A 21,654-nucleotide genomic window follows, 5' to 3' on the forward strand; every position below is an offset into this window, starting at 1 on the left:
CCGAAGCTTTTCACGAGCCTGTGTTGCGAAGCTTAATCCGGCAGAACGCGGCTGAACGTCAGCACGTCAACGCTTCTCGCGCCGCCACGCAGCAAGGCTCGCGTCACCGCCTTGACCGTCGCACCAGTGGTATAGACATCATCGATCAGCAGGACCCGGCGCCCGCGAACATGAATCTCGTGTTCCAGCGGCACGCGGAACGCGCCGTCCACATTGCGCTTTCGTTCCTTGATGCCAAGGCCGATCTGCTGCTCGGTCCTGCGCACACGCTTCACGCCTTGCGGTGCAAAAGGTTTCTGCTCCAGTTTCGCGAGCGCGCGGGCAAGTTCCGCCGACTGGTTGAAACGGCGCTGCCAGAACCGCCAGCGATGCAAAGGAACAGGCAGGATCACATCGCATTCATCCAGTAATTCGCGGCCAGCACGCTGCATCCAGCGCGCCATCCACGGCGCCAGATCGGTCCGGTCATGAAACTTGAGCGAAACCGCCATGCGTTGCGCCGCTCCCCGATGCAGAACCGCGGAGCGGAGCCGCCGGAAAGGCGGCGGATCGGCAATCGCCTCCGCGCTCATGAAATTCTCCCCGAAATCATGACTGAACGGTATGCCGAGCACGAGACAATAGGGCTTTTCTATAAAGCGCAGTTCCGGCCAACACTTGGGGCATAGCGTCCCCGGTTCGGACACATGCGTCCGGCAGCCGATACATGTTGGCGGAAACAGCATGTCAGCCGACGAGCGAACGGCTCTTCCGGCCAGCCGTCTAAGCTCTTCGCCGGTACTGCGCAAAAAGGTTTGATGCGTTCTGTCGTCATCCGCCATTGCATTCGCCCCCGTTCGAATGCATCTATCCCCGCAACGATTGTACTGAACCTTGCTCGAAAGAGAAGACGGAATCCATGCCTGCGTCGACCGATGATAGCGCGATTTTCGATCGCGATCTCCTGCTCTCGTTTCGTCGCCGCGCTTTCGCGCGCGCCGAACCCGGCGCGGATTTCCTGTTGCAGCGCATCGCCGACGATCTCGCCGACCGCCTTGACGCGGTGGAGCGCCATTTTTCCATCGCCGTCGATCTCGCTGGCCATACCGGCGCGGCGGCTGCGGCCATTGCGCAGTCGGGCAAGGCCGACCTGATTGTCCGCCTCGAACGCGACAGGGATTTTTTGCAAGGTCCATTCCTGGCTATTGTCGGTGATGAGGAGATACTTCCGCTGAAGCCCGGCAGTGCCGATCTTGTGGTATCGCTGATGGCACTGCATGCGACGAACGATACACCAGGCACCATGGTGCAGGTCGCCCGCGCGCTGAAACCGGACGGGCTTTTTCTGGCGGCCTTGAGCGGCAGCGGAACGCTGGGAGAACTCCGCGAAAGCCTTCTTCAGGCCGAAATCGAACTAACCGGCGGTGCCTCGCCGCGCATTTTTCCGTTCCCGGACGTGCGCGATGTGGGTGGCCTTCTGCAACGCGCGGGCTTCGCCCTGCCCGTAACGGACGTCGACAATATCACTGTGCGCTATGATTCGCTGTTCAACCTGATGGCCGACTTGCGCGCCATGGGCATGCAGAACATCCTGCGCGACCGGTCCCGGAAGCCGGTTTCAAAACGTCTGTTCCTGCGCGCCGCCGAAATCTATGCAGAACGGTTCTCTGACCCGGACGGTCGCATCCGCGCCACCTTCTCCATCATCTGGCTGTCAGGCTGGGCGCCGCATGAATCGCAGCAAAAACCGTTGAAGCCGGGCTCCGCAAAGACATCGCTGGCGGAAGCGCTTAAAAAGGCGGAAGAAAAATAAAGCATGTCTCCCAAACGCGGGAACCGGTTTTGGGAGTAAGACATGCGAAAGAAAGTTAGCAATCGCCGCGATGGCTGCCGTCGGCCTCAATGATGCAGACGGAATTGGGGTTAGGTTGAAGCACGCTCTTGCGCACCGTATAGGTCTGGCCTGCTGCGTGCGGCTGGGTGTCGACACTACGCTTGATCGAACCGGTCATGGTGCGGTCGATCCCGGCTGGAAGCACTGATTGGGCTGCAACCTTGTTTGCCTGATCGTTGAGAACCGGCACGATAATAAGAGCCAGAGCGACAACGGCAGAGCCGAACAACAGAACAACGCGCAGGATTCCACGACCGGCCTTGGTTAGCGGCTTGGCCGTATATTCGTTGTGGTCGGCGCTAAAATAATTGTTGTCGAAACTCATGCTTCAAGACTCCGGGGCAACTCGCAAACGAGAATGCCTCAACGGAGTGAATCATAGATTAACCGGCCAGCGAAATCGTAAGATATTGCCAACCTTTTTCCACAGCTGGCGCAGGCAGCCGGCTCACAGAAGATCAAGCAGGAAGGGGATCAGCGGTTCGTCGGCGGGCGGCATCGGATAGTCGCGCATATCCTTCGGGCGAACCCATTTCAGCGCCTGCCCTTCGAGCCCCCTCGCAATGCCTTCATAACGGCGGCAGACATAGAGCGGCATGAGCAGATGAAAATCATCATAGGTGTGGCTCGCGAAGGTCAGCGGCGCAAGGCAGGCCGCTTTCGTGGTAATGCCGATTTCCTCCTGCAGTTCGCGGATCAGCGTTTCTTCGGGCGTCTCGCCCGGCTCCACCTTGCCACCGGGAAATTCCCACAGCCCGGCAAGCTGCTTGCCTTCCGGGCGTTGCGTGAGCAAAACCCGCCCATCCGAATCGACCAGCGCGCAAGCCGCGACCAGTAGAATGCGGCGTTCCTTCACCTCGGTCATTTCTCGCTGCTCTCCCGATAGGCATAGCGATAGGCTTCCTGAAAGCCGAAGCTCCCGTAAAGCGCAAGCCCGGCCACATTGTCCGCCTCGATTTGCAGCCACGCCGTCTTCGCGCCAAGCTTTGCCGCCCATTTGAGCGCAGAACCGACAATCGCATGCCCGTGGCCGCGACGTCTTGCGCCCGGCAGCGTTCCGACATCGAACAGACCCGCCATCACGCCGTCCTGCACGCAAAGCAGGTTGGATACGGCCCGCCCGCCTTCTTCCAGCACGAACATGCCCTTGTTCGGACGAACATTGGTAAGAAGCTCGGAAAAACCGGGGCGCATATCCTCGGGCCTTTCGTGGATGGAAAGCGAGGCATCCACGAAACGGCCAATGTCTTTCAGGGGAATCTGGTCAACGGCGTTCGACAGATCGAGTTCCTCGAGATTTGCGGTCATCACGATGGTTTCGTCCCGCCGCTTCCAGCCGAGCCCTTCGAGATAATCCTCGAGCTCGCGCGGTGCGAGCGGCGAAAGCCGGAAGCAGGGAACCCGGCCATAGGCGCGAAAACGCTGCGCCGCCAGTTCAACACGCGTTGGAATATCGCGTGTGTCGCCGGGATCGAGCGGATTGACCGAGTTGAGACGCCGGGACGGATGCGCAGCGGTCATGCGTATCGCCCATGTGCCGTCATAATGGACCGATGTGGCGGGCCAGGCACGGAAGCCGACGGCTTCCAGCTGGCGAACGATGGCGAGGCTTGGAGTGCTGTTTTGTTCCATCGGTTCGATCAACTTCTGTAATCGCCGTTGATCGCTACATATTCCTTGGTGAGATCGCAGGTCCAGACGGTTGCCTTGCCCTTGCCTATACCCAGATCGACACGAATGCGAATATCCTCGCCCTGCATATAGGCGGAGGTCGCTTCTTCCGAATAGGCCGGATCTCGCTCGCCCTGATGCGCAACGCGAATATCGCCGAACCAGATCGCGAGCCGGTCACGGTCGGCAGGTTCGCCAGCCTTGCCGACAGCCATGACCACGCGCCCCCAATTTGCGTCCTCTCCGGCGACGGCCGTCTTGACCAGCGGCGAATTGGCGATGGAAAGCGCGATCTTCTTGGCGGAACCCGCAGACTTTGCGCCTGTCACTTCCACTTCCACCATCTTGCGCGCGCCTTCGCCGTCGCGCACGACCTGCAACGCCAGCGATTTCAGGAGGCGGCCGAGCGCCTTCTTGAACTCTCCGAGCCGCTTGTCGGCAGGATCGGTGATTTCCGGGGCACCACGCTCCGCCGCCGTGCCGGTGGCAAACAGCATCAGCGTATCCGATGTGGATGTGTCGCTATCCACCGTCACGGCATTGAAGGTCGAGCCGACCCCCTTCGACAGAAGGCTTTGCAGCACATGCGCCTTGATCGGCGCATCGGTGACAACAAAGGACAGCATCGTCGCCATATCCGGCGCAATCATGCCTGCGCCCTTGGCGATACCGTTGATGGTGACCGGGACCTGACCGAGCAGCACCGTTTCGGTCGCAACTTTCGGATAGGTATCGGTGGTCATGATTGCCTTGGCGGCTTCGATCCAGAAATCCTCGACCGCATCCTTGTTCATGTCGCCAAGCAGATGGGCGAACTTGGCAGCATCGAGCGGTTCGCCGATCACGCCGGTTGAAGCGAGAAACACATCAGTCGTGGCGCAACCGACCGCTTCGGCGGCGGCTTCAGCCGTTGCCTCCGTCGCCGCGCGACCCTTGATGCCGGTAAAGGCATTGGCATTGCCGGAGTTGACGACGACGGCGCGGGCTTTTCCGTGCACGAGATTGCGGCGGCAAAAATCGACCGGCGCCGACGGGCAAAGCGAACGCGTGAAGACGCCGGCGGCTTCGGCTGGCCGGTCGAAGACCATCAACATCACATCCGTTCGCCCCTTATACTTGATCCCGGCGGCGGCAGTGGCAATGCGCACGCCATGGACAACCGGCATGGTGGGATAGTGTTTTGGTGCGAGCGGAGAAACTGACGCGGACATATGTGCCTCAATGGGATGCGGTTTCGTAGAAAATCCGGAAATCGCAATGCCATCAAATGGCTGTTACGTGTTTTCGGATTCAAAAGCCTGACGCGCGCATTGGAAAGGTTTGCGGTCTAAAATCAAGCGGGAAACGCAAGATGGAAATAAAAAACGCCCCGGCGAGCCGGGGCGTCGATGCTTGAAGCGTGATTTTACTGCTGCGGAGCAGCGTCTTCCGGCCCGTCATCCGTGTCCGCGCCTTCCTGGGCAGCGGCAGCATCCTTCATGGCCTTCTCGACGGCCGGGTCCTTGTAGTCAATCTTCATGCCGTCACGCAGCTTCTTGACGGTTTCGACATAACGCTCGCGCATGATGATCGAGCGGATCTGGTCCTTGACCTGATCGAATGCCGGAGGCTGCTTTGTGCGACGGTCTTCCAGCTGGATGACATGGAAGCCGAACTGGGACTGTACCGGTTCCTTGGTGTATTCGCCGGGCTTCAGCGCAAAGGCAGCCTTTTCAAATTCCGGCACCATCTGGCCTTCGGTGAAATAGCCGAGGTCGCCGCCGTTGGAAGCCGTGCCGTCGGTCGAGCTTTCCTTGGCAAGGTCCTCGAACTTGGCGCCGCCTTCAAGCTTCTTGATGATGGCTTCGGCTTCTTCCTTGGTCTTCACGAGGATGTGACGCGCCCGCACTTCCACCTGCGGCGGCATGGCTGCAATTTCCTTGTCGTAGCGCGCACGAACGTCGTCATCGCTGATCTTGTCGACAACGGCATCCTTGAAATATTCGTTATGGAGCGCACGTTCACGGAGGAACTCCATGCGATCCTTGAATTCCTTCGACTGATCGAGCTTTTCCTTTTCCGCTTCGCCAGCCATTGCCTTGATGTCAATCAGGGCAGCGAGCGCGGCCAGGCGGCGCTGCTCGGCAGGAAGGCGAGAGAACTGCGGATCGAGATCGCCAGCAGCCTGATCGACCTCACCAACGGTGATGTCCTTGCCGTTGACGGTCGCCAGAACCTTCGATGGGTCTTCCTTTTCTGCGGGCGCTGCAGCCGGTGCAGCAGCAGGCTTTCCGGCATCCTGTGCGAATGCGGCGCCTGTGTAGCCTGCCAGTGCCACCGAGGCCGCCAGAGACATGCCGACAGCAGCGAGAGCCTTGCGATAAGGGACTTTCAGAATGGCTTTCATATGGAATTCTCCCCTTCGTGACCGCTTACCGGCCCGATGAATGCGGCGGAATTTGGCCCGGATACCTTCAATATTGCAACAAAGGAAAGGATTTCGAGCCTTTAGAGCAACGTTGACATCGCCCGAAGCCCCTCTTATCTGTCCTTCGGCTTTACGTCCAGTAAGGGGCGGGGGAATTGCGCCGGAAATGCGCCGTATCTGGCAGCTTTCGCAGCGCAGTTTTCTTGCAATTGTTTCAATACGCGTGAATAAAGCATTCGACATTGCCGGAAGCGCTTCCGGCTGAACGGACAGGAAAGGACCAGTGATGGTCAGCTTTGGCGGCCTCGCCCGCAAGATATTCGGTTCATCCAACGACCGCCGCGTGAAAACCCTGCGCCAGCGGGCTAATCAAATTACTGCTATCGAGAAGAATTACGAAAATCTTACCGATGAGCAATTGCAGGCCAAGACCGCCGAATTCCGTGCGGCGCTGGCTGAAGGCAAAACGCTCGACTCTCTTCTGCCTGATGCTTTCGCAACGGCGCGCGAAGCCGCAAAGCGTGTGCTGGGTATGCGCCCGTTCGACGTGCAGCTGATCGGCGGCATGGTTCTGCACGAGCGCGGCATCGCCGAAATGCGCACCGGTGAAGGCAAGACCCTCATGGCGACGCTGCCGGTCTACCTCAACGCGCTTGAGGGCAAGGGCGTGCATGTGGTGACGGTCAACGACTATCTCGCCAGCCGCGACGCCGAAACCATGGGCAGGCTCTACAACTTCCTCGGCCTGACTGTGGGCGTCATCAAGCACGGCCTCGACGACGATGAGCGCCGCGCCGCCTATGCCTGCGACATCACCTATGGCACCAACAACGAGTTGGGCTTCGACTATCTGCGCGACAACATGAAATATGAGCGCGCCCAGATGGTGCAGCGCCCGCACAATTACGCCATTGTCGACGAAGTGGATTCGATCCTCATCGACGAGGCCCGCACGCCGCTCATCATTTCCGGCCCGCTGGAAGATCGCTCGGATTTCTACAATCTCATCGACACCTTCATTCCTGCCCTTGAGCCGGAAGATTTTGAAATCGACGAGAAGCAGAAGACCGCCATCTTCACCGAAGTCGGTACCGAGAAGGTCGAGCAGCTTCTGGAAGCTGCGGGCCACCTCAAGGGTGAAAGCCTGTACGACATCGAGAATGTCGCGGTCGTTCACCACCTCAACAACGCGCTGCGTGCCCACAAGCTGTTCCAGCGCGACAAGGACTATATCGTCCGCAATGACGAAATCGTCATCATCGACGAATTTACCGGCCGCATGATGCCGGGCCGCCGTTATTCGGAAGGCCTGCACCAGGCGCTGGAAGCCAAGGAACATGTGACCATCCAGCCGGAAAACCAGACGCTGGCCTCGATCACCTTCCAGAACTACTTCCGCATGTACAACAAGCTGTCGGGCATGACCGGTACGGCGGCGACGGAAGCGGAAGAATTCGGCAATATTTACGGCCTCGAAGTGCTCGAGATCCCGACCAACCTGCCGGTGCAGCGCATCGACGAAGACGATGAAGTCTATCGCACCGTCGAAGAAAAATACCGCGCCATTGTGCGCGATATCCGCGCTTCCCACGAAAAGGGCCAGCCGATCCTCGTCGGTACGACCTCGATCGAAAAGTCGGAACAACTGGCCGAACGCCTTCGCAAGGAAGGTATCAAGGAATTTCAGGTTCTGAATGCTCGCTACCACGAGCAGGAAGCCTACATCATCGCTCAGGCCGGTGTGCCGGGTGCCATCACGATTGCCACCAACATGGCCGGTCGCGGCACCGACATTCAGCTCGGCGGCAACTTGGAAATGCGCGTCCGGCAGGAACTTGCCGATGTGCCGGAAGGTCCGGAACGCGATGCCAGAATTGCGGCGATCAAGGCTGACATCGCCCAGTTGAAGGAAAAGGCCCTCGCCGCAGGCGGGCTTTACGTTCTCGCCACCGAGCGCCATGAAAGCCGCCGCATCGACAATCAGTTGCGCGGCCGTTCGGGCCGTCAGGGCGATCCGGGTCGCTCAAAATTCTTCCTGTCGTTGCAGGATGACCTGATGCGCATCTTCGGTTCCGACCGTATGGACAGCATGCTGCAGAAGCTCGGCCTCAAGGAAGACGAAGCCATCGTCCACCCCTGGATCAACAAGGCGCTTGAAAAGGCACAGAAGAAGGTCGAAGCCCGCAACTTCGAAATCCGCAAGAACCTTCTGAAATACGATGACGTGATGAACGATCAGCGCAAGGTGATCTTTGAACAGCGTCTGGAAATGATGGATGAGGAAGACCTGACCGAGACCGTCGGCGAAATGCGCCATGAGGTCATCGAGGACATGGTTGCGCTCCGCATTCCGAAAGACGCTTATGCGGAAAAGTGGGATATCGCCGGACTGAAGGAAGACATCATCTCCAAGCTCAATCTCGACCTGCCGGTCGAGGAATGGGCCAAGGAAGAAGGTATCGCGGAAGAAGAGTTCGAGAACCGCATCAAGGAAGCCGCCGACAAGGCTGCTGCCGAAAAGGCCGAACGTTTTGGCCCGCAGATCATGACCTATGTCGAAAAGTCGGTCATCATGCAGTCGCTGGACAATCTCTGGCGTGAGCATCTGGTCAATCTCGACCATCTGCGTTCGGTTGTCGGTTTCCGCGGCTATGCACAGCGCGACCCGCTGAACGAATACAAGACCGAAGCATTTGAACTGTTCCAGTCGATGCTTGCCAACCTGCGCGAGGTCGTTATCTCGCAGTTGATGCGCGTAGAGATCGTTCGCGAAGCGCCGCCCGAACCGGAATTGCCACCGATGACCGGCCGTCATATCGATGGCACGACCGGTGAAAACGATTTCGACGAAGCGGCCTGGTCGGAGCACCAGCATGACAATCGCAGCGTGCCTCCCGCCGAACGCGATCCCACCGATCCGCGCACCTGGGGCAAGATCAGCCGCAACGAAGCCTGCCCATGTGGCTCCGGCAAGAAGTACAAGCATTGCCACGGCGCCTTCGAGTGATGTGAGCCAAGCTCGACCATCGTTTCAATGAACGAACCCCGGCAAGCAATTTGCCGGGGTTTCTCGTTCAGCCAGCGATCTGCGCTGACAGATGGAACCAACTCTATGTTCGCTTTAATTTAGATGACTCAAATATAGATGGCGTTTAGAAAATACTCACTATTCCTTGATGTCTCGCGATCTTGGAAAGATTAGACTTTTTCTTTTCCTCTTTATAAAGAACTCTTGCCTAAGGTCTCCATGCGGACGAGCAACAAAGCGCGGATGCGAAAAGCCGGGTTGCCCGGTATAAAATGAACAGGCCCGAAGAGGCCTGCAAAGACAGGGTTGGCAAACAGTGCGGTTTTCGGCAGCTGAAACGGCGAGCCGGTTTTTACCCGGCAGGATCGCGGTCAGGCTTCGTCCCGTGACGGAGCGGCTGGATGCCGTGCTTATGGACAACGGACCGCAGGCGAGCGCACAGCGCTCTTCTCTCGCAGCCTTTTCAGTCCGTGTGGCAAGCGCTGGTATCGCTCTTCTGTCTCAGGTCATTCTGGCGCGCTGGATGGGTGAATTTGAATACGGCGTTTTCGTTCTCGTCTGGCTGGCCATGATTATCATGGGCGATCTGGCCTGTTTCGGACTGCATACGACGATCATCCGCTTCGTGCCGGAATATGTGCAGCGCCAGTCATTCGGCCTTGTACGAGGCATCATTGCGACCGGACGCATTTTTGCTTTCACAGCCGCCACATTGCTCGCGCTTCTGGGGACGAGCCTGTTGCTTCTGCTCAAGGACCATGTCGCGAGCTATTATCTCGCGCCATTCATCCTTGGCTTTATATGCCTGCCGATGATCGCACTCGGCAATATGCTGGATGGCATCGCGCGCTCGCGCACCTGGGTCATGATGGCGCTGACGCCAAGCTATATCGTCCGCCCAATCCTGGTTCTCCTGTTCATGATCATCGCGCATAAGGCGGGATTGCCTTCAACTGCAAACGTTGCGCTAGCTCTGTCGATCGCAGCGACCTGGATCACCACAGCGGGCCAGTTTTTGACAGTTGACCGTTCGTTGAAAGCGGATATCCCCGCCGCAGCGACTGACCGGCGTTTTGGCGAGTGGATCAAAGTCTCCCTGCCGATTTTTCTCGTGGAAGGTTTTTTCTTCCTGCTCATCAATGTCGATGTTCTTATGGTCGGCCACGCGCTCGATCCCGAGCATGTGGCGATCTATTTTGCCGCAACGAAGATCATGGCATTGGCCCATTTCGTCTATTTTGCGGTGAAGGCCAGCGTCGCCCAGCGTTATTCCGACTTGCTCCACAGTGGCGACCGCGCCGAGTTTGCAAGCTTTGCGGAAGCATCCGTTCGTTGGACATTCTGGCCCACATTGTTCCTCGGTGCCGTCATTTTGCTGACTGGGTATCCGTTGCTACGGCTTTTCGGTCCGGCCTTCACAGCCGGCTATCCGCTTCTGTTCATCCTTATCATCGGGGTAGTCGCGCGCGCCAGCGTTGGCCCGGCGGAAAGCCTTCTCAATATGTCGGGGAAGCAGAACATCTGTGCGCTTCTCTATGCAGCAACACTCGCCGTCAATGTTATTCTCAATCTGGTGCTGATACCGCAGTTCGGCCTGACGGGCGCTGCCGTCTCGACCGCCATCGCCATGCTGATGGAGGCCGCACTTCTCTCGACCGCCGTGTCAGGCACCTTGCACATAACCATGTTCATTCTCATTCCACGTGCCAAGACCTCGGAGGGAACTTCGTAATGGCCGCGAAACCTTTGCTCGAAGAATCGGCAGGCGGAAATGCTGCCCACATCGTTTCGGAACTATCCGAGAGCGGCCTGGCGCATGAAGCCCTCAAGAAGCTTGAGGAGAGCCTGCACAGTGGCGACATACCGCGCAAGCTGGCGATCTATGGCGCGGCGGCGGGCTTTGAATTGCGCGACGAGCTTGATCATCTGAGCAACCGTACCGTCGAACCGAACGTGTTCTTCAATGCGCGGTTTCTGGCGCCGGCCATGCCGCGCCTCGAAGATCGCGAAGTTCGCTTCATGGTCATGCGCGACGAGAACGAAATCCGCAGCCGCCTGCGCTTCGTCATGCCCTATACGATCGAGCGCCCCGGCCTGCCGCTTTCAACGCCCGTTATTCGTGCCTGGTCGACACCTTTCGGACCACAGGGTACACCGCTCATCGACCAGGACGATCCTGTCGGCGTATTGGAAGATCTGTTCGATATTCTTGCACGCAGGCACCTCAAGATGCCCGACGTACTTGTCCTGCCGGAGATGCGGGCCGACGGCCCGGCGGCACGACTGATCCGTTCGGTCGCGGTCGGGCGGCAATTGCCTTTGGTCGCCATAGAACAGAAGGAGCGCCCCTTTCTCGACAGCGATCTGGACGGCGACGCCTATATCCGGCAAGCCATCGGCGCACACCATCGGCGAGACTATAATCGCCTGTGGCGCAGGCTGGCGGAAAAGGGCGAACTTGCCTATCGCGTCGCCCGCACGCCCGACGAAGTGCGCCACGCCTTCGAACATTTCCTGACGCTCGAGGCAGGTGGCTGGAAAGGCAAGCGTGGCACCGCCATGGCCGTTGACCGGTTTCGCGCCGCCTTTGCCCGCGAGGCAGTAAACAATCTTGCCGAACGTGACTGCGTGCGCGTACACACGCTTGAACTTGACGGACGGGTCATTGCCATCCTGATCGTCTTCACGGTTTCAGGGGAAGCCTGGACCTGGAAGACGGCCTATGACGAGAGCCTGAACGCCTGGTCGCCCGGCGTGCTTCTGATGATTGAAGTCGTAAAGAACCATCTCAACGATCCAAACATCAACCGCACCGATTCCTGTGCGGTGCCTGACCATCCAGTTATGACGCGGCTATTTGATTCGCGCCAAACGATCGAAACTCTGGTCATCGGGCTCAATCCGGCTACCGACAAGCTGGTTCGCCAGGCCGCATCGCAGATCCACCTTTATCAGCGGACGCGCAATCTGGCCCGGATTCTGCGCAATCGCATCCGCAGTATCGCTGAAAGAAAATAGAGCCGGATTAAAGTAACCTTAAAAAAGCCCAGAATTCGCTGTCCTGAATTTCCGATCCCCGAATTTACCGGGCAATAGATGTGCGGTTGCAGCTTTTGCGGAAGCCCTGCGAAGCTCATCTATGACGGCTCCCATCGGCCGGTAGCGGCCAAATCGGATTTGAAGGTTCAGGAATGCGATTTCCACGCCCGTCCATCGCCAGCGGTACGCTTTGCGTTCTGACCGCGATCTATCTTCTGGCCTTCACGAACACTTCTTTCTGGCAGCGGCTTATCGCCTATTTTTCCGATCACCCGCTAAAGCTTGTCGTTGCTGCAGCAGCCATCCTCCTCATCCATATAGCCGTTCTGATGGCTTTTTCCGCGAAATATGTCATCAAGCCGGTTCTCATTTTCGCCGTATGGGTCGCCGCCGGCGGGTCCTATTTTACGGATACTTTCGGTACGATCATCGACCGGAATGTAGTCGAGGCAACGTTTACGACGACAAAAGCCGAGTCGGGCCATCTGATAACGACGGGCTTTCTGCTGCATATGCTGCTTTATGCCGTCATTCCCTCGCTTCTCATCGTCTGGGTCCGCGTGAAACACCGGCCCTTGCTGCAGAAGCTTATGGTCAATACCGTTTCGATCATCGCCTGCCTTGCCAGCGCTATAGCGCTGATCGGCTCCGATTATGGCAGCTTTTCGTCGATGTACCGCGAACATCGCTCCGACATCATGGAACGATTGATGCCCGGAACGCCGATCAAGAGCACGGTGCAGTATATAGCCCACGACCTGAACGATAGGCAGATCGTGATGCAGCCGCTGGGCCTTGACGCCCGACAGGCGCTGCCACCAGCGGCCTCCGGCAAAAAGCTCCTGACGGTCATCGTAGTGGGTGAAACGGCCCGCGCGAAGAATTTTAGCCTTTACGGCTATCCGCGGGAAACCAATCCCGAGCTCAAGCAGCAGGATATCGTCACCTTCACGAATACGACGAGTTGCGGCACAGACACTTCCGTTTCCGTGCCATGCATGTTTTCGCCCTTTCCGCGCAAGGAATATTCGAGCTCAAAGTTCCATGGTTCGGAAAATCTGATGGATTTGCTCAATCATGCGGGCGTGCAGGTTTCGTGGTATGAAAACAACACCGGCAGCAAGGGCGTTTCAGACCGCATACCGACGGCAGATCTGCAGAATTCGAACAATGCGCAATATTGCGAAGGCGGCGAATGTCTCGACCAGATTCTGGTCGATCAACTGCGCGATCACCTGAAGGACGTAAGCGGCAATGCCACGATCGTCCTCCATATGACGGGCAGTCACGGGCCATCCTATTATCGCCGCTATCCGGCGGAATTCGCGAAGTTCAAACCGGAATGCCGCACGAGCGAATTTTCAGACTGCACCACGGACGAGATCGTCAATGCCTACGATAATTCGATCCTCTATACCGATCACATATTGTCGGAGATCATCAATGTGCTGAAAGCAAGCGAGGACCGTTTTGCTCCGGCCATGATCTATATGTCCGATCATGGCGAATCGCTGGGTGAGGATGGTCTTTATCTGCACGCAGCACCCTATTTCATCGCCCCTGACGTCCAGACCCATATCCCGTTCGTCGCGTGGTTCTCTCCAGACTATGCGAGCGCCACCGGGCTCGATACGGCCTGCGTCAAACAGGACGCTGCCGCGCCCGCCACTCACGACAATCTGTTCCACACGGTCATCGGCATGATGGGCGTGAAGACCTCGGCCTATGATCAGGCGCTCGACCGCTTTGCCAGTTGCCGGAAAGCCAATGTCGCGACGTCGAACTAGTTAGGGTCACACAAATACTGTCGATTATGCCAGCCAGACCAAGGATTTGAGCCATACGGCAAAGCGTGATACACTTCGTCTTGGGAGAGCGCATGGACAGGCGGAAGAGGAGGTCCGCACCGGTGCAATCCGGCACTTCGAGCAAGTGCCTGAAGCCCGGATAAAATAATAAGCTTCCGTCTGGCTCAAACGCTGTCGCGCCCTCCCGGGGAAGGAGATGCGCCATGGAATATTTTCACTATATCAGCACGCTGGATTATATCCTGCTGGGGTTCATTGCCTTGCTGGTCTTCTGGAATTTGATCGAGGCGAGCCTGCGCAGATAAATAGCGGCTGACTGTCTCGAAGCCGCGCCTGCCGCATAAGGCCCGTTGCGCCTCACGCTGCGGGAGCGAAGTTTTTGAGCGAGCGCGGTCACATGCGACGGCGGTCAGAAGGTTGGTTTGCCGCTACTTCCACGCCTTGATAGCCATCTGCGTCGAGACCGGTGAAAGCTGCACTTTTGAGCAATTGACCTTGTTTCGTTTAGCCGGTATATCCCAACTCGCTGTCCCTTTGGACCATATCGAACTGCTTCGGCAGCAGCGTGCGGGTGTGGTGGAACTGGTAGACGCGCCGGACTCAAAATCCGGTTCCGAAAGGAGTGTCGGTTCGATTCCGACCACCCGCACCATTCTTGTCAATCAATCAGGCAGAAAAACTGCGAAGGTAATCAGCGCACCTCCGCAGCAGGCCGTTTCAGCGCTTTAGCAATTGCTTCATTTCACTGCCATTCACGCCATATTTGCTCTCGGCGATGGAGCAGACCTTCTTATCCGGTACGTTCTGATAGCGCAGCTTTGCGCTCTTATAGCCGTCCAGCGAGCCCTCGATGAAGCTCTTCGCAGTTCGCTCTGAATTACACTCCTTGTTGTAAGCCTTGTTTGCCATACAATACACGAACACTGCGCGCTCCGCGTCAACCGCCTTATATTGAGGACAGCGAGACTGAAAATATCCCGCTTCTCCCATATGATGATCGGTTCTGAACTGCTCTGGAATGCGATTGGTCGTACAAGCTGTAAGTGCCAGTAGAATTACCACGCCAAATGTAGATTTGCCCGCCATTATAACTCCAATATATCTTCAAAGACCTATTGGACTTAGCATCAAGACACACTCCGGCAAAGCAGCGACAACCCGTCGCTGCTTTCTGTCGCATAAGGTTTTCAAGCCGCTTCGAGTGCCTGCGCGAGGTCGGCGATCAGATCGTCGGGATGCTCGATGCCGATGGAAAGCCGGATCGTCGAGTCCAGCACACCGATGCGCTCTCGCACATCGATGGGCACGCCGGAATGGGTCATCGCAGCAGGGTGGCTCGCAAGCGATTCCGTGCCGCCGAGACTGACGGCAAGCTTCAATATCTGCAGCGCGTTCAGGAAACGGAAAGCCGCCGCCTGTCCGCCCTTGATATCGAACGAGAACGTCGATCCTGCCCCCGTGCATTGGCGCTTGAACAGCGTACCAACGTCCGAATTCTCATCCTCGAATGGAAGATAGTGCAACTTCTCCACCTTCGGATGATCGCGCAGGAATTCCGCGATAGCGTGGGCGTTGCTGTTGGCCCGCTCCATGCGAAGACCAAGCGTTTCAAGCGAGCGCCCCAGCATCCAGCACGAGTGCGGATCAAGTTGCGTGCCGATGGCACCGCGCAGTGCCTTGACTTGCCTCACAACGGCCTTGGCGCCCAGCACGGCCCCGGCGATCAGGTCCGAATGCCCGCCGACATATTTGGTCAGCGAATAGACCGAAAGATCCGCGCCATGGTCGAGCGGCTTTTGGTAAACCGGCCCGAGCAAGGTATTATCGCAGGCAATGATCGGGCGATGCCCCTGCTTTTGTTCGATTTTTTCCGCGACGCGCCGGATCACGGCAATATCGACAATGCTGTTGGTGGGGTTGGCAGGCGTTTCGATCAGGATCACCGAAACACGGCCCTTGCGAACGGCTTCTTCGGCTGCCTGCTCTATCGAGGCCTCATGCACGCCATCGGCGAATGCAACGGCTTCGACGCCGAAGTTGAGAAACGTCTTGGCGAGAAGTGTTTCCGTGCCGCCGTAAAGCGGTTGCGAATGCAAAATGACATCGCCGGGGCGCACAAACGCAAACAGCGTCGTGGCGATAGCCGACATGCCGGATGAAAATAGCGCGCAGCTCTCGGTGCCCTCATAGACAGCCAGGCGGTCTTCGACGATCTCGCTGTTGGGGTGATTGAAACGGGAATAGACAAGACCGGCGCCGACGCCAGCGGGCGGTTCCTTGCGGCCGGAAACGAAATCGAAGAAATCGCGCCCGTCCTCTGCGGTCTTGAAGACGAAAGTCGACGTCAGGAATACCGGCGGCTTGACCGCTCCCTCCGAAAGTTCCGGGTCGTAGCCATAATTGAGCATCTGTGTTTCAGGATGCAGCGGATGATTGCCCAACATGGTTTTTGAAGGCCGTGGCGCAGTCATGAATACCTCCTTGAGAAAATCCTCCCGTCCGCGTTCGGACAGGAAGAGCTTAACAGAGGTTTCCGGGAATCTTCTTGCGTAGTTTCGCGCTTCCGTGAAATCGGCGCAATGCTGGAAGATACCTGATAGAAATGCCTTCGATTACTTGATGACCAAGACCGGCACTGTGCTGAGGGACAGAACCTCCGCTGCCTGACTTCCCAGCAGCAGTTTGTTCACACCGCGACGGCCATGCGATGCAATGACAATCAGATCGGCATCTCTGGCTTTCGCAGCCTCCACAATGCCCTGCGCCGGAGATTGGTTCTCGATATGGACAGCCTCCGCACTGACACCGAGTTCCGTCGCCTTCGTTTTGGCTTTCGACAGGATTTCCGTCGCCGCTTTGGTGATAGCCTCGCGATATTCCTGAAACGCCGCCGGGCTGGACGCCCATTCCGCCGCAACGACGATGCCGTAGGAAGGCAGCAACTCAGTCACGGAAACGAAGGTTACCTTCGCCCCTATTTCCTTTGCAAGCGCTACGCCCTGGTCAACGCCCTTTTCTGCAAGTTCCGATCCGTCGGTCGCGATCAATATGTTCTTGTACATTCCTGCTCTCCTGGCTGCCTGAGACCCGAAGATGCGCGCGTATCCGCCTGGGCGCATTGACGCGGATCAATCGAGATTTCTTCAAGGCTAATACGCGTCCTCCCAATTATGATGGAATTTACTCCTAATTTTCATGATTATATAGAATAAATTTCCAAACTTGTCTGATGAAGCGCACATGTCCAACTATGCTTTTGCGCAGTTTCCTCTTAAACTTCGCGTGACAAAAAGGGAGATCACGCCATGAACAAGCCCCTGAACGAACCACAAGGCCGGAAAACCGCAGGCCGTGGCCGCATTTACGATTCAATCCTCGATACGATCGGCAATACGCCTCTGGTGCGCATCGACAAGTTTGCCGAGGAAAAGGGCGTGAAAGCGAACCTTCTGGCCAAGCTGGAGTTCTTCAACCCGCTGGCAAGCGTGAAGGACCGTATCGGGCTGGCGCTGATCGAAGCGCTTGAACGCGACGGCAGGGCCGTTCCGGGCAAGACGGTCTTCGTGGAGCCGACTTCCGGCAATACCGGCATTGCGCTTGCCTTTGCGGCGGCCGCAAAGGGCTATCGCCTCATTCTCACCATGCCGGAGACCATGTCGGTGGAACGCCGCAAGCTTCTCAAGCTGCTCGGTGCAGAACTGGTGCTCACCGAAGGTGCAAAAGGCATGAAGGGCGCTATCGCGGAAGCCGAAGCCATTGCAGAAGGCAACCCTAACGCGATCATCCCGCAGCAGTTCGAAAATCCCGCCAATCCGGAAATCCACCGCCTCACGACCGCAGAGGAAATCTGGAACGACACCAATGGCGAAGCCGACATCCTGATCTCCGGCATTGGTACCGGCGGCACGATTACCGGTGTGGGACAGGTTATCAAGGGGCGCAAGCCATCCTTCAAGGTAATCGCGGTGGAGCCGAAAGATTCACCCGTTCTCTCCGGCGGCACACCCGGCCCACACAAGATTCAGGGCATTGGCGCTGGCTTTGCGCCGAAAACGCTCGACACCAGCATCTATGATGAGGTCGTCCAGGTTTCCAACGAAGATGCTTTCGCCAACGCCCGCCTCCTTGCCCGCCTTGAAGGTATCCCGGTCGGCATTTCTTCCGGCGCGGCGCTGACGGCCGCGGTCGAAATCGGCAAGCGTCCTGAGAATGCCGGCAAGAACATCGTCATCATCATTCCATCCTTTGCCGAACGCTACCTTTCAACGGCACTGTTCGAAGGCTTGGAATAATCCGCACCCAAGTTGACGACCAAAAACAAAAGCCGGAGCGGACAACCGTTCTGGCTTTACTTTTCCGATGCCGATCCGCTCGCTGGGCAAACGGAATTTCAGGCACGCATATATTAATGGTGCGTACGCGCAGCGCAAGCAGGACCTGGCCCACGCATATAATGGCGCTCGGGCCTGTAGCTCGGTGCGACGAACTCACGGATGACATTAACGCTGTCACGCAGCTGAACAAGAATGCTCATCGTCTTAACCTTCGTCAAAAACACGCTATTCGGAATGGATGCCCGTCGTGCTCGTCCAGCCGGGACGATGAAACGTTTTTCATTTCCGAACATCTTAATGAAAACTTTAACAATCAAAGATGAATAAGCCCTGAACTCATATGGTTAAGGGTAAGTTAATGGTAAGGATGCTCAAGCTTTTCCACAGCCCGCGAATTGTCGCCACAATTGAAAAAGGCCGGTTCGATCCGGCCTTTCATGCGCAGAAGAAGGAGCGACTTACCGCGTCGGGACCGGATGCTCGCCGCGATAATCGTAAAAGCCTCGGCCCGCCTTGCGACCCAGCCAGCCAGCTTCAACATATTTGACCAGAAGCGGGCATGGGCGATACTTGGAATCCGCCAGCCCGTCGTGCAGGACCTGCATGATGGAGAGACAAGTATCCAGACCGATAAAGTCGGCAAGCTGCAACGGCCCCATTGGATGATTGGCGCCGAGCTTCATGGCCGTATCGATGGCCTCGACGCTGCCAACGCCTTCATAAAGCGTGTAGATGGCCTCGTTGATCATCGGCAACAGGATACGGTTGACGATAAAGGCCGGAAAATCCTCGGCAACGGTTATCGTCTTGCCAAGCGCGGTAACGAAATCGTTCGACTTGCGGAAGGTTTCCTCGTCCGTGGCAATGCCGCGCACCAGTTCGACAAGCTTCATCACCGGAACAGGATTCATGAAATGAATACCGATGAAACGCTCCGGGCGATCTGTTGTGGATGCAAGGCGCGTGATCGAGATTGATGACGTGTTGGTCGCGAGGATCGCTTCCGGGTTCAGAACCGAACAAAGCTGCGCGAAAATCTTGCGCTTGACGGTTTCGTCTTCGGTTGCTGCTTCGATAGCCAGATCGACGCCTGCCAGATCCTCCATGGAATTTGCCGGACGAATGAGCTTCATCGCGGCTGCGCGCTGATCTTCCAGCAATTTGCCCGACGCAACCTGGCGCGCCATGTTGCCATTGATGGTGGCAATGCCCTTTTCCAGCCGGTCCGCTGCCGCATCGTGAAGAAGAACATCGAACCCGGCCAGCGCGCATACGTGAGCAATCCCGCTGCCCATCTGCCCCGCGCCGACCACCCCTACCGTCTTGATTGCCACGATCACAACTCCTTCATTCAGCCGCCCCGCAACGGAGCCGACGCCGAGAGCATATGCTCTAACTTTTGTTCTTACGCATTATCCAACGCAAAACCGCTTCGCACTTTTGCCGGAAATGCTTGAGTATACCAATTCTGTCCAAGACAGATACAGCCTCATTCAGCGAAAGCAAAATCTGCTTCGTGCCGAAATATCCTCAAACAAAAAGCGGCGGGACCAGCCCGCCGCTTTCTGATCGATTAAAGCGCTTTTTGCAGTTCCGGCAGCACGGTAAAGAGATCACCGACGAGGCCGTAATCGGCGACCTGGAAGATCGGCGCTTCCTCGTCCTTGTTGATGGCGACGATGACGCGTGAGTCCTTCATGCCCGCCAGATGCTGGATCGCGCCGGAGATGCCGACGGCGATGTAAAGCTCCGGTGCAACCACCTTGCCCGTCTGGCCAACCTGCCAGTCATTCGGTGCATAGCCCGCATCGACGGCCGCACGGCTGGCGCCAACCGCAGCACCCAGCTTGTCGGCAACCGGCAGGATCACTTCCTGGAACTTTTCCGCCGAACCAAGCGCACGGCCACCCGAGATGATGATCTTCGCCGAGGTCAGTTCCGGACGATCCGATTCCGAAAGCGCATTGCCGACGAAGCTCGACAGTGCCGGATCGGCAGCTGCATTGACGCTTTCAACCGCAGCCGAACCGCCCTCGCCCGTGGCGGAGAAGGAAGCGGTGCGCACCGTGATTACCTTCTTGGCATCCGTGGACTGAACGGTCTGGATCGCATTGCCCGCATAGATCGGACGCTTGAACGTATCAGCCGATACGACTTCCATGATTTCGGACAGCTGCATCACATCGAGAAGCGCTGCCACGCGCGGCAGGATGTTCTTGGCCGAGGTCGTCGCAGGCGCGATGATCGTGTCGTAATTCGCGGCAATATCCACAATGAGTGCTGCCGTTGGCTCAGCCAGACGGTTTTCCAGCCCATCGCTTTCAGCAAGCAGAACCTTGCGCACGCCTTTGAGCTTTGCCGCCGCATCGGCGGCAGATTTTGCACCCTTGCCAGCCACCAGAATATCGACATCGCCGCCGATCTGGGCCGCTGCCGTCAGCGCCTTGGCCGTCTGGTCGGAAAGGGTTGCATTGTCATGTTCGGCAATAAGAAGAATAGCCATTTGTCTCGTCCCTTCCGATTTCTTTACAGTACGCCGTCAGCTTTCAGCTTCTCGACCAGTTCTGCGACAGAGCCGACCTTGACGCCCGCCTTGCGGCCACCTGGCTCTTCGGTCTTCAGAACCTTCAAACGCGGTGCAATATCAGCGCCGAAATCGGCAGGCGACTTTTCATCGAGCGGCTTCTTCTTGGCCTTCATGATATTGGGCAGCGACGCATAGCGCGGCTGGTTCAAACGCAGATCAACCGTGACGATCGCTGGAAGCTTCACGTCGATGGTCTGCAGTCCGCCGTCGACTTCACGCGTGACCTTGGCCGAACCGTCGGCAAGCTCCACCTTGGAGGCAAAGGTTGCCTGGCTCCAGCCAAGCAATGCGGACAGCATCTGGCCGGTCTGGTTGGAATCGTCGTCAATAGCCTGCTTGCCGAGGAAAACCATATCCGGCTTTTCCGCCTCGACCACGCCCTTCAAAACCTTGGCGACGCCAAGCGGCTCGACCGTCTCGTCGGTCTTGACCAGGAGCGCCCGATCCGCGCCCATGGCAAGGGCCGTGCGCAGCGTTTCCTGCGCCTGCGCCGGGCCAACCGAAACCGCGACGATTTCCGTCACCTTGCCCGCTTCTTTCAGACGGATCGCCTCTTCAACCGCGATCTCGTCAAAAGGGTTCATCGACATCTTAACGTTCGAAAGCTCAACCCCCGAACCATCACCCTTCACACGGATCTTTACGTTGTAATCGACAACCCGTTTCACTGCGACAAGGACTTTCATCCGCGATTACCTCTTCAATGACTTCTGCAGCACGACTATGCCGCCGTGAACTCCCACCCGCATGTCAAAATCCGACATGAAAGCGGCACCGGCGCAACTTGGATGATGACGCAAATGCGCTGCCTAGCCGCCGGGAACCGGCACGAAACCTAAAGACGGTTGACGTGCACGTCAATCAGGCATGGGCCGCTATATCGATTAAAATCAATTTATTCTGACAA

18 protein-coding genes and 1 tRNA gene are annotated in these 21,654 nt (G+C 57.5%); 7 read left to right on the forward strand and 12 right to left on the reverse strand.

What is annotated here, in order from left to right; translation table 11 throughout:
* Positions 1-32 precede the first annotated feature (32 nt).
* Positions 33-821 (reverse strand): ComF family protein, encoded by a 789-nt coding sequence (locus tag F9K78_RS12580; RefSeq protein WP_121984875.1) that lies wholly within the window; start codon positions 819-821, stop codon positions 33-35.
* A 77-nt stretch (positions 822-898) separates the two neighbouring features.
* Here F9K78_RS12580 and F9K78_RS12585 point away from each other — a divergent pair, with 77 nt between their 5' ends.
* On the forward strand, positions 899-1,792 hold the full coding sequence (locus tag F9K78_RS12585; RefSeq protein WP_121984876.1) for a methyltransferase domain-containing protein: 894 nt from the start codon (positions 899-901) through the stop codon (positions 1,790-1,792).
* A gap of 55 nt (positions 1,793-1,847) precedes the next feature.
* On the opposite strand, the gene F9K78_RS12590 is transcribed toward F9K78_RS12585, so the two are convergent.
* From F9K78_RS12590 to F9K78_RS12610, 5 genes are all read right to left on the reverse strand, one after another.
* Positions 1,848-2,198 (reverse strand): hypothetical protein, encoded by a 351-nt coding sequence (locus tag F9K78_RS12590; protein ID WP_121982306.1) that lies wholly within the window; start codon positions 2,196-2,198, stop codon positions 1,848-1,850.
* A gap of 123 nt (positions 2,199-2,321) precedes the next feature.
* Positions 2,322-2,738 (reverse strand): 8-oxo-dGTP diphosphatase MutT, encoded by a 417-nt coding sequence (gene mutT / locus F9K78_RS12595; RefSeq protein ID WP_121984877.1) that lies wholly within the window; start codon positions 2,736-2,738, stop codon positions 2,322-2,324.
* A complete protein-coding gene (locus F9K78_RS12600) occupies positions 2,735-3,505 on the reverse strand; it encodes a GNAT family N-acetyltransferase (RefSeq protein WP_121985003.1) in 771 nt (256 codons plus the stop codon). The genes mutT and F9K78_RS12600 overlap by 4 nt, the downstream gene beginning before the upstream one ends.
* Positions 3,506-3,513: 8 nt before the next feature.
* Entirely contained in the window at positions 3,514-4,755 is a 1,242-nt protein-coding gene (gene argJ, locus F9K78_RS12605) for a bifunctional glutamate N-acetyltransferase/amino-acid acetyltransferase ArgJ (RefSeq protein ID WP_121984878.1), read from the reverse strand.
* Positions 4,756-4,949: 194 nt separating this feature from the next.
* Positions 4,950-5,930, reverse strand: a complete 981-nt coding sequence (locus F9K78_RS12610; protein ID WP_121984879.1) for a peptidylprolyl isomerase — start codon at positions 5,928-5,930, stop codon at positions 4,950-4,952.
* Between the two features lie 307 nt (positions 5,931-6,237).
* On the opposite strand from F9K78_RS12610, the gene secA reads away from it, so the two are divergent.
* The 5 genes from secA to F9K78_RS12640 all read left to right on the forward strand — a co-directional run bounded on the left by secA (position 6,238) and on the right by F9K78_RS12640 (position 14,478).
* The gene (gene secA / locus F9K78_RS12620; protein ID WP_121984880.1) at positions 6,238-8,958 is read left to right on the forward strand and encodes a preprotein translocase subunit SecA; all 2,721 of its coding nucleotides are present in this window, start codon (positions 6,238-6,240) and stop codon (positions 8,956-8,958) included.
* A 337-nt stretch (positions 8,959-9,295) separates the two neighbouring features.
* Positions 9,296-10,711: a lipopolysaccharide biosynthesis protein gene (locus F9K78_RS12625; protein ID WP_235925419.1), complete on the forward strand. Its 1,416-nt coding sequence runs from the start codon at positions 9,296-9,298 to the stop codon at positions 10,709-10,711.
* On the forward strand, positions 10,711-11,997 hold the full coding sequence (bspF, locus tag F9K78_RS12630) for a type IV secretion system effector crotonyl transferase BspF (protein WP_121984881.1): 1,287 nt from the start codon (positions 10,711-10,713) through the stop codon (positions 11,995-11,997). Before F9K78_RS12625 ends, bspF begins: the two co-directional genes overlap by 1 nt.
* 173 nt (positions 11,998-12,170) lie before the next feature.
* Positions 12,171-13,805, forward strand: a complete 1,635-nt coding sequence (locus tag F9K78_RS12635; RefSeq protein WP_121984882.1) for a phosphoethanolamine transferase — start codon at positions 12,171-12,173, stop codon at positions 13,803-13,805.
* A 588-nt stretch (positions 13,806-14,393) separates the two neighbouring features.
* A tRNA-Leu gene (locus tag F9K78_RS12640) sits at positions 14,394-14,478 on the forward strand.
* Positions 14,479-14,543: 65 nt separating this feature from the next.
* On the opposite strand, the gene F9K78_RS12645 is transcribed toward F9K78_RS12640, so the two are convergent.
* From F9K78_RS12645 to F9K78_RS12655, 3 genes are all read right to left on the reverse strand, one after another.
* On the reverse strand, positions 14,544-14,912 hold the full coding sequence (locus F9K78_RS12645; protein WP_121984883.1) for a hypothetical protein: 369 nt from the start codon (positions 14,910-14,912) through the stop codon (positions 14,544-14,546).
* Between the two features lie 101 nt (positions 14,913-15,013).
* Positions 15,014-16,297, reverse strand: coding sequence for a cystathionine gamma-synthase family protein (locus F9K78_RS12650; RefSeq protein WP_121984884.1), 1,284 nt, complete (start codon positions 16,295-16,297; stop codon positions 15,014-15,016).
* Between the two features lie 141 nt (positions 16,298-16,438).
* Complete coding sequence (locus F9K78_RS12655) at positions 16,439-16,888, reverse strand: universal stress protein (RefSeq protein WP_121984885.1); 450 nt, start codon at positions 16,886-16,888, stop codon at positions 16,439-16,441.
* Positions 16,889-17,131: 243 nt separating this feature from the next.
* Between F9K78_RS12655 and cysK the strand changes: the two genes are divergently transcribed.
* Entirely contained in the window at positions 17,132-18,118 is a 987-nt protein-coding gene (gene cysK, locus F9K78_RS12660) for a cysteine synthase A (protein ID WP_121984886.1), read from the forward strand.
* A 500-nt stretch (positions 18,119-18,618) separates the two neighbouring features.
* On the opposite strand, the gene F9K78_RS12665 is transcribed toward cysK, so the two are convergent.
* The 3 genes from F9K78_RS12665 to F9K78_RS12680 all read right to left on the reverse strand — a co-directional run bounded on the left by F9K78_RS12665 (position 18,619) and on the right by F9K78_RS12680 (position 21,433).
* Entirely contained in the window at positions 18,619-19,494 is an 876-nt protein-coding gene (locus F9K78_RS12665; protein WP_025092165.1) for a 3-hydroxybutyryl-CoA dehydrogenase, read from the reverse strand.
* 239 nt (positions 19,495-19,733) lie between these two features.
* Positions 19,734-20,663: an electron transfer flavoprotein subunit alpha/FixB family protein gene (locus tag F9K78_RS12675; RefSeq protein WP_121984888.1), complete on the reverse strand. Its 930-nt coding sequence runs from the start codon at positions 20,661-20,663 to the stop codon at positions 19,734-19,736.
* Between the two features lie 23 nt (positions 20,664-20,686).
* On the reverse strand, positions 20,687-21,433 hold the full coding sequence (locus tag F9K78_RS12680; RefSeq protein WP_121984889.1) for an electron transfer flavoprotein subunit beta/FixA family protein: 747 nt from the start codon (positions 21,431-21,433) through the stop codon (positions 20,687-20,689).
* Between the last annotated feature and the right edge of the window lie 221 nt (positions 21,434-21,654).

Source organism: Brucella pseudintermedia (assembly GCF_008932435.1).
Classification (GTDB): domain Bacteria; phylum Pseudomonadota; class Alphaproteobacteria; order Rhizobiales; family Rhizobiaceae; genus Brucella; species Brucella pseudintermedia.

What these genes read in the sequence shown, in the direction of transcription:
- F9K78_RS12580 (WP_121984875.1), bottom strand. Translation starts at nt 821, where the DNA reads ATGGCGGATGACGACAGAACGCATCAAACCTTTTTGCGCAGTACCGGC.
- F9K78_RS12585 (WP_121984876.1), top strand. Translation starts at nt 899, where the DNA reads ATGCCTGCGTCGACCGATGATAGCGCGATTTTCGATCGCGATCTCCTG.
- F9K78_RS12590 (WP_121982306.1), bottom strand. Translation starts at nt 2,198, where the DNA reads ATGAGTTTCGACAACAATTATTTTAGCGCCGACCACAACGAATATACG.
- mutT (WP_121984877.1), bottom strand. Translation starts at nt 2,738, where the DNA reads ATGACCGAGGTGAAGGAACGCCGCATTCTACTGGTCGCGGCTTGCGCG.
- F9K78_RS12600 (WP_121985003.1), bottom strand. Translation starts at nt 3,505, where the DNA reads ATGGAACAAAACAGCACTCCAAGCCTCGCCATCGTTCGCCAGCTGGAA.
- argJ (WP_121984878.1), bottom strand. Translation starts at nt 4,755, where the DNA reads ATGTCCGCGTCAGTTTCTCCGCTCGCACCAAAACACTATCCCACCATG.
- F9K78_RS12610 (WP_121984879.1), bottom strand. Translation starts at nt 5,930, where the DNA reads ATGAAAGCCATTCTGAAAGTCCCTTATCGCAAGGCTCTCGCTGCTGTC.
- secA (WP_121984880.1), top strand. Translation starts at nt 6,238, where the DNA reads ATGGTCAGCTTTGGCGGCCTCGCCCGCAAGATATTCGGTTCATCCAAC.
- bspF (WP_121984881.1), top strand. Translation starts at nt 10,711, where the DNA reads ATGGCCGCGAAACCTTTGCTCGAAGAATCGGCAGGCGGAAATGCTGCC.
- F9K78_RS12635 (WP_121984882.1), top strand. Translation starts at nt 12,171, where the DNA reads ATGCGATTTCCACGCCCGTCCATCGCCAGCGGTACGCTTTGCGTTCTG.
- F9K78_RS12645 (WP_121984883.1), bottom strand. Translation starts at nt 14,912, where the DNA reads ATGGCGGGCAAATCTACATTTGGCGTGGTAATTCTACTGGCACTTACA.
- F9K78_RS12650 (WP_121984884.1), bottom strand. Translation starts at nt 16,297, where the DNA reads ATGACTGCGCCACGGCCTTCAAAAACCATGTTGGGCAATCATCCGCTG.
- F9K78_RS12655 (WP_121984885.1), bottom strand. Translation starts at nt 16,888, where the DNA reads ATGTACAAGAACATATTGATCGCGACCGACGGATCGGAACTTGCAGAA.
- cysK (WP_121984886.1), top strand. Translation starts at nt 17,132, where the DNA reads ATGAACAAGCCCCTGAACGAACCACAAGGCCGGAAAACCGCAGGCCGT.
- F9K78_RS12675 (WP_121984888.1), bottom strand. Translation starts at nt 20,663, where the DNA reads ATGGCTATTCTTCTTATTGCCGAACATGACAATGCAACCCTTTCCGAC.
- F9K78_RS12680 (WP_121984889.1), bottom strand. Translation starts at nt 21,433, where the DNA reads ATGAAAGTCCTTGTCGCAGTGAAACGGGTTGTCGATTACAACGTAAAG.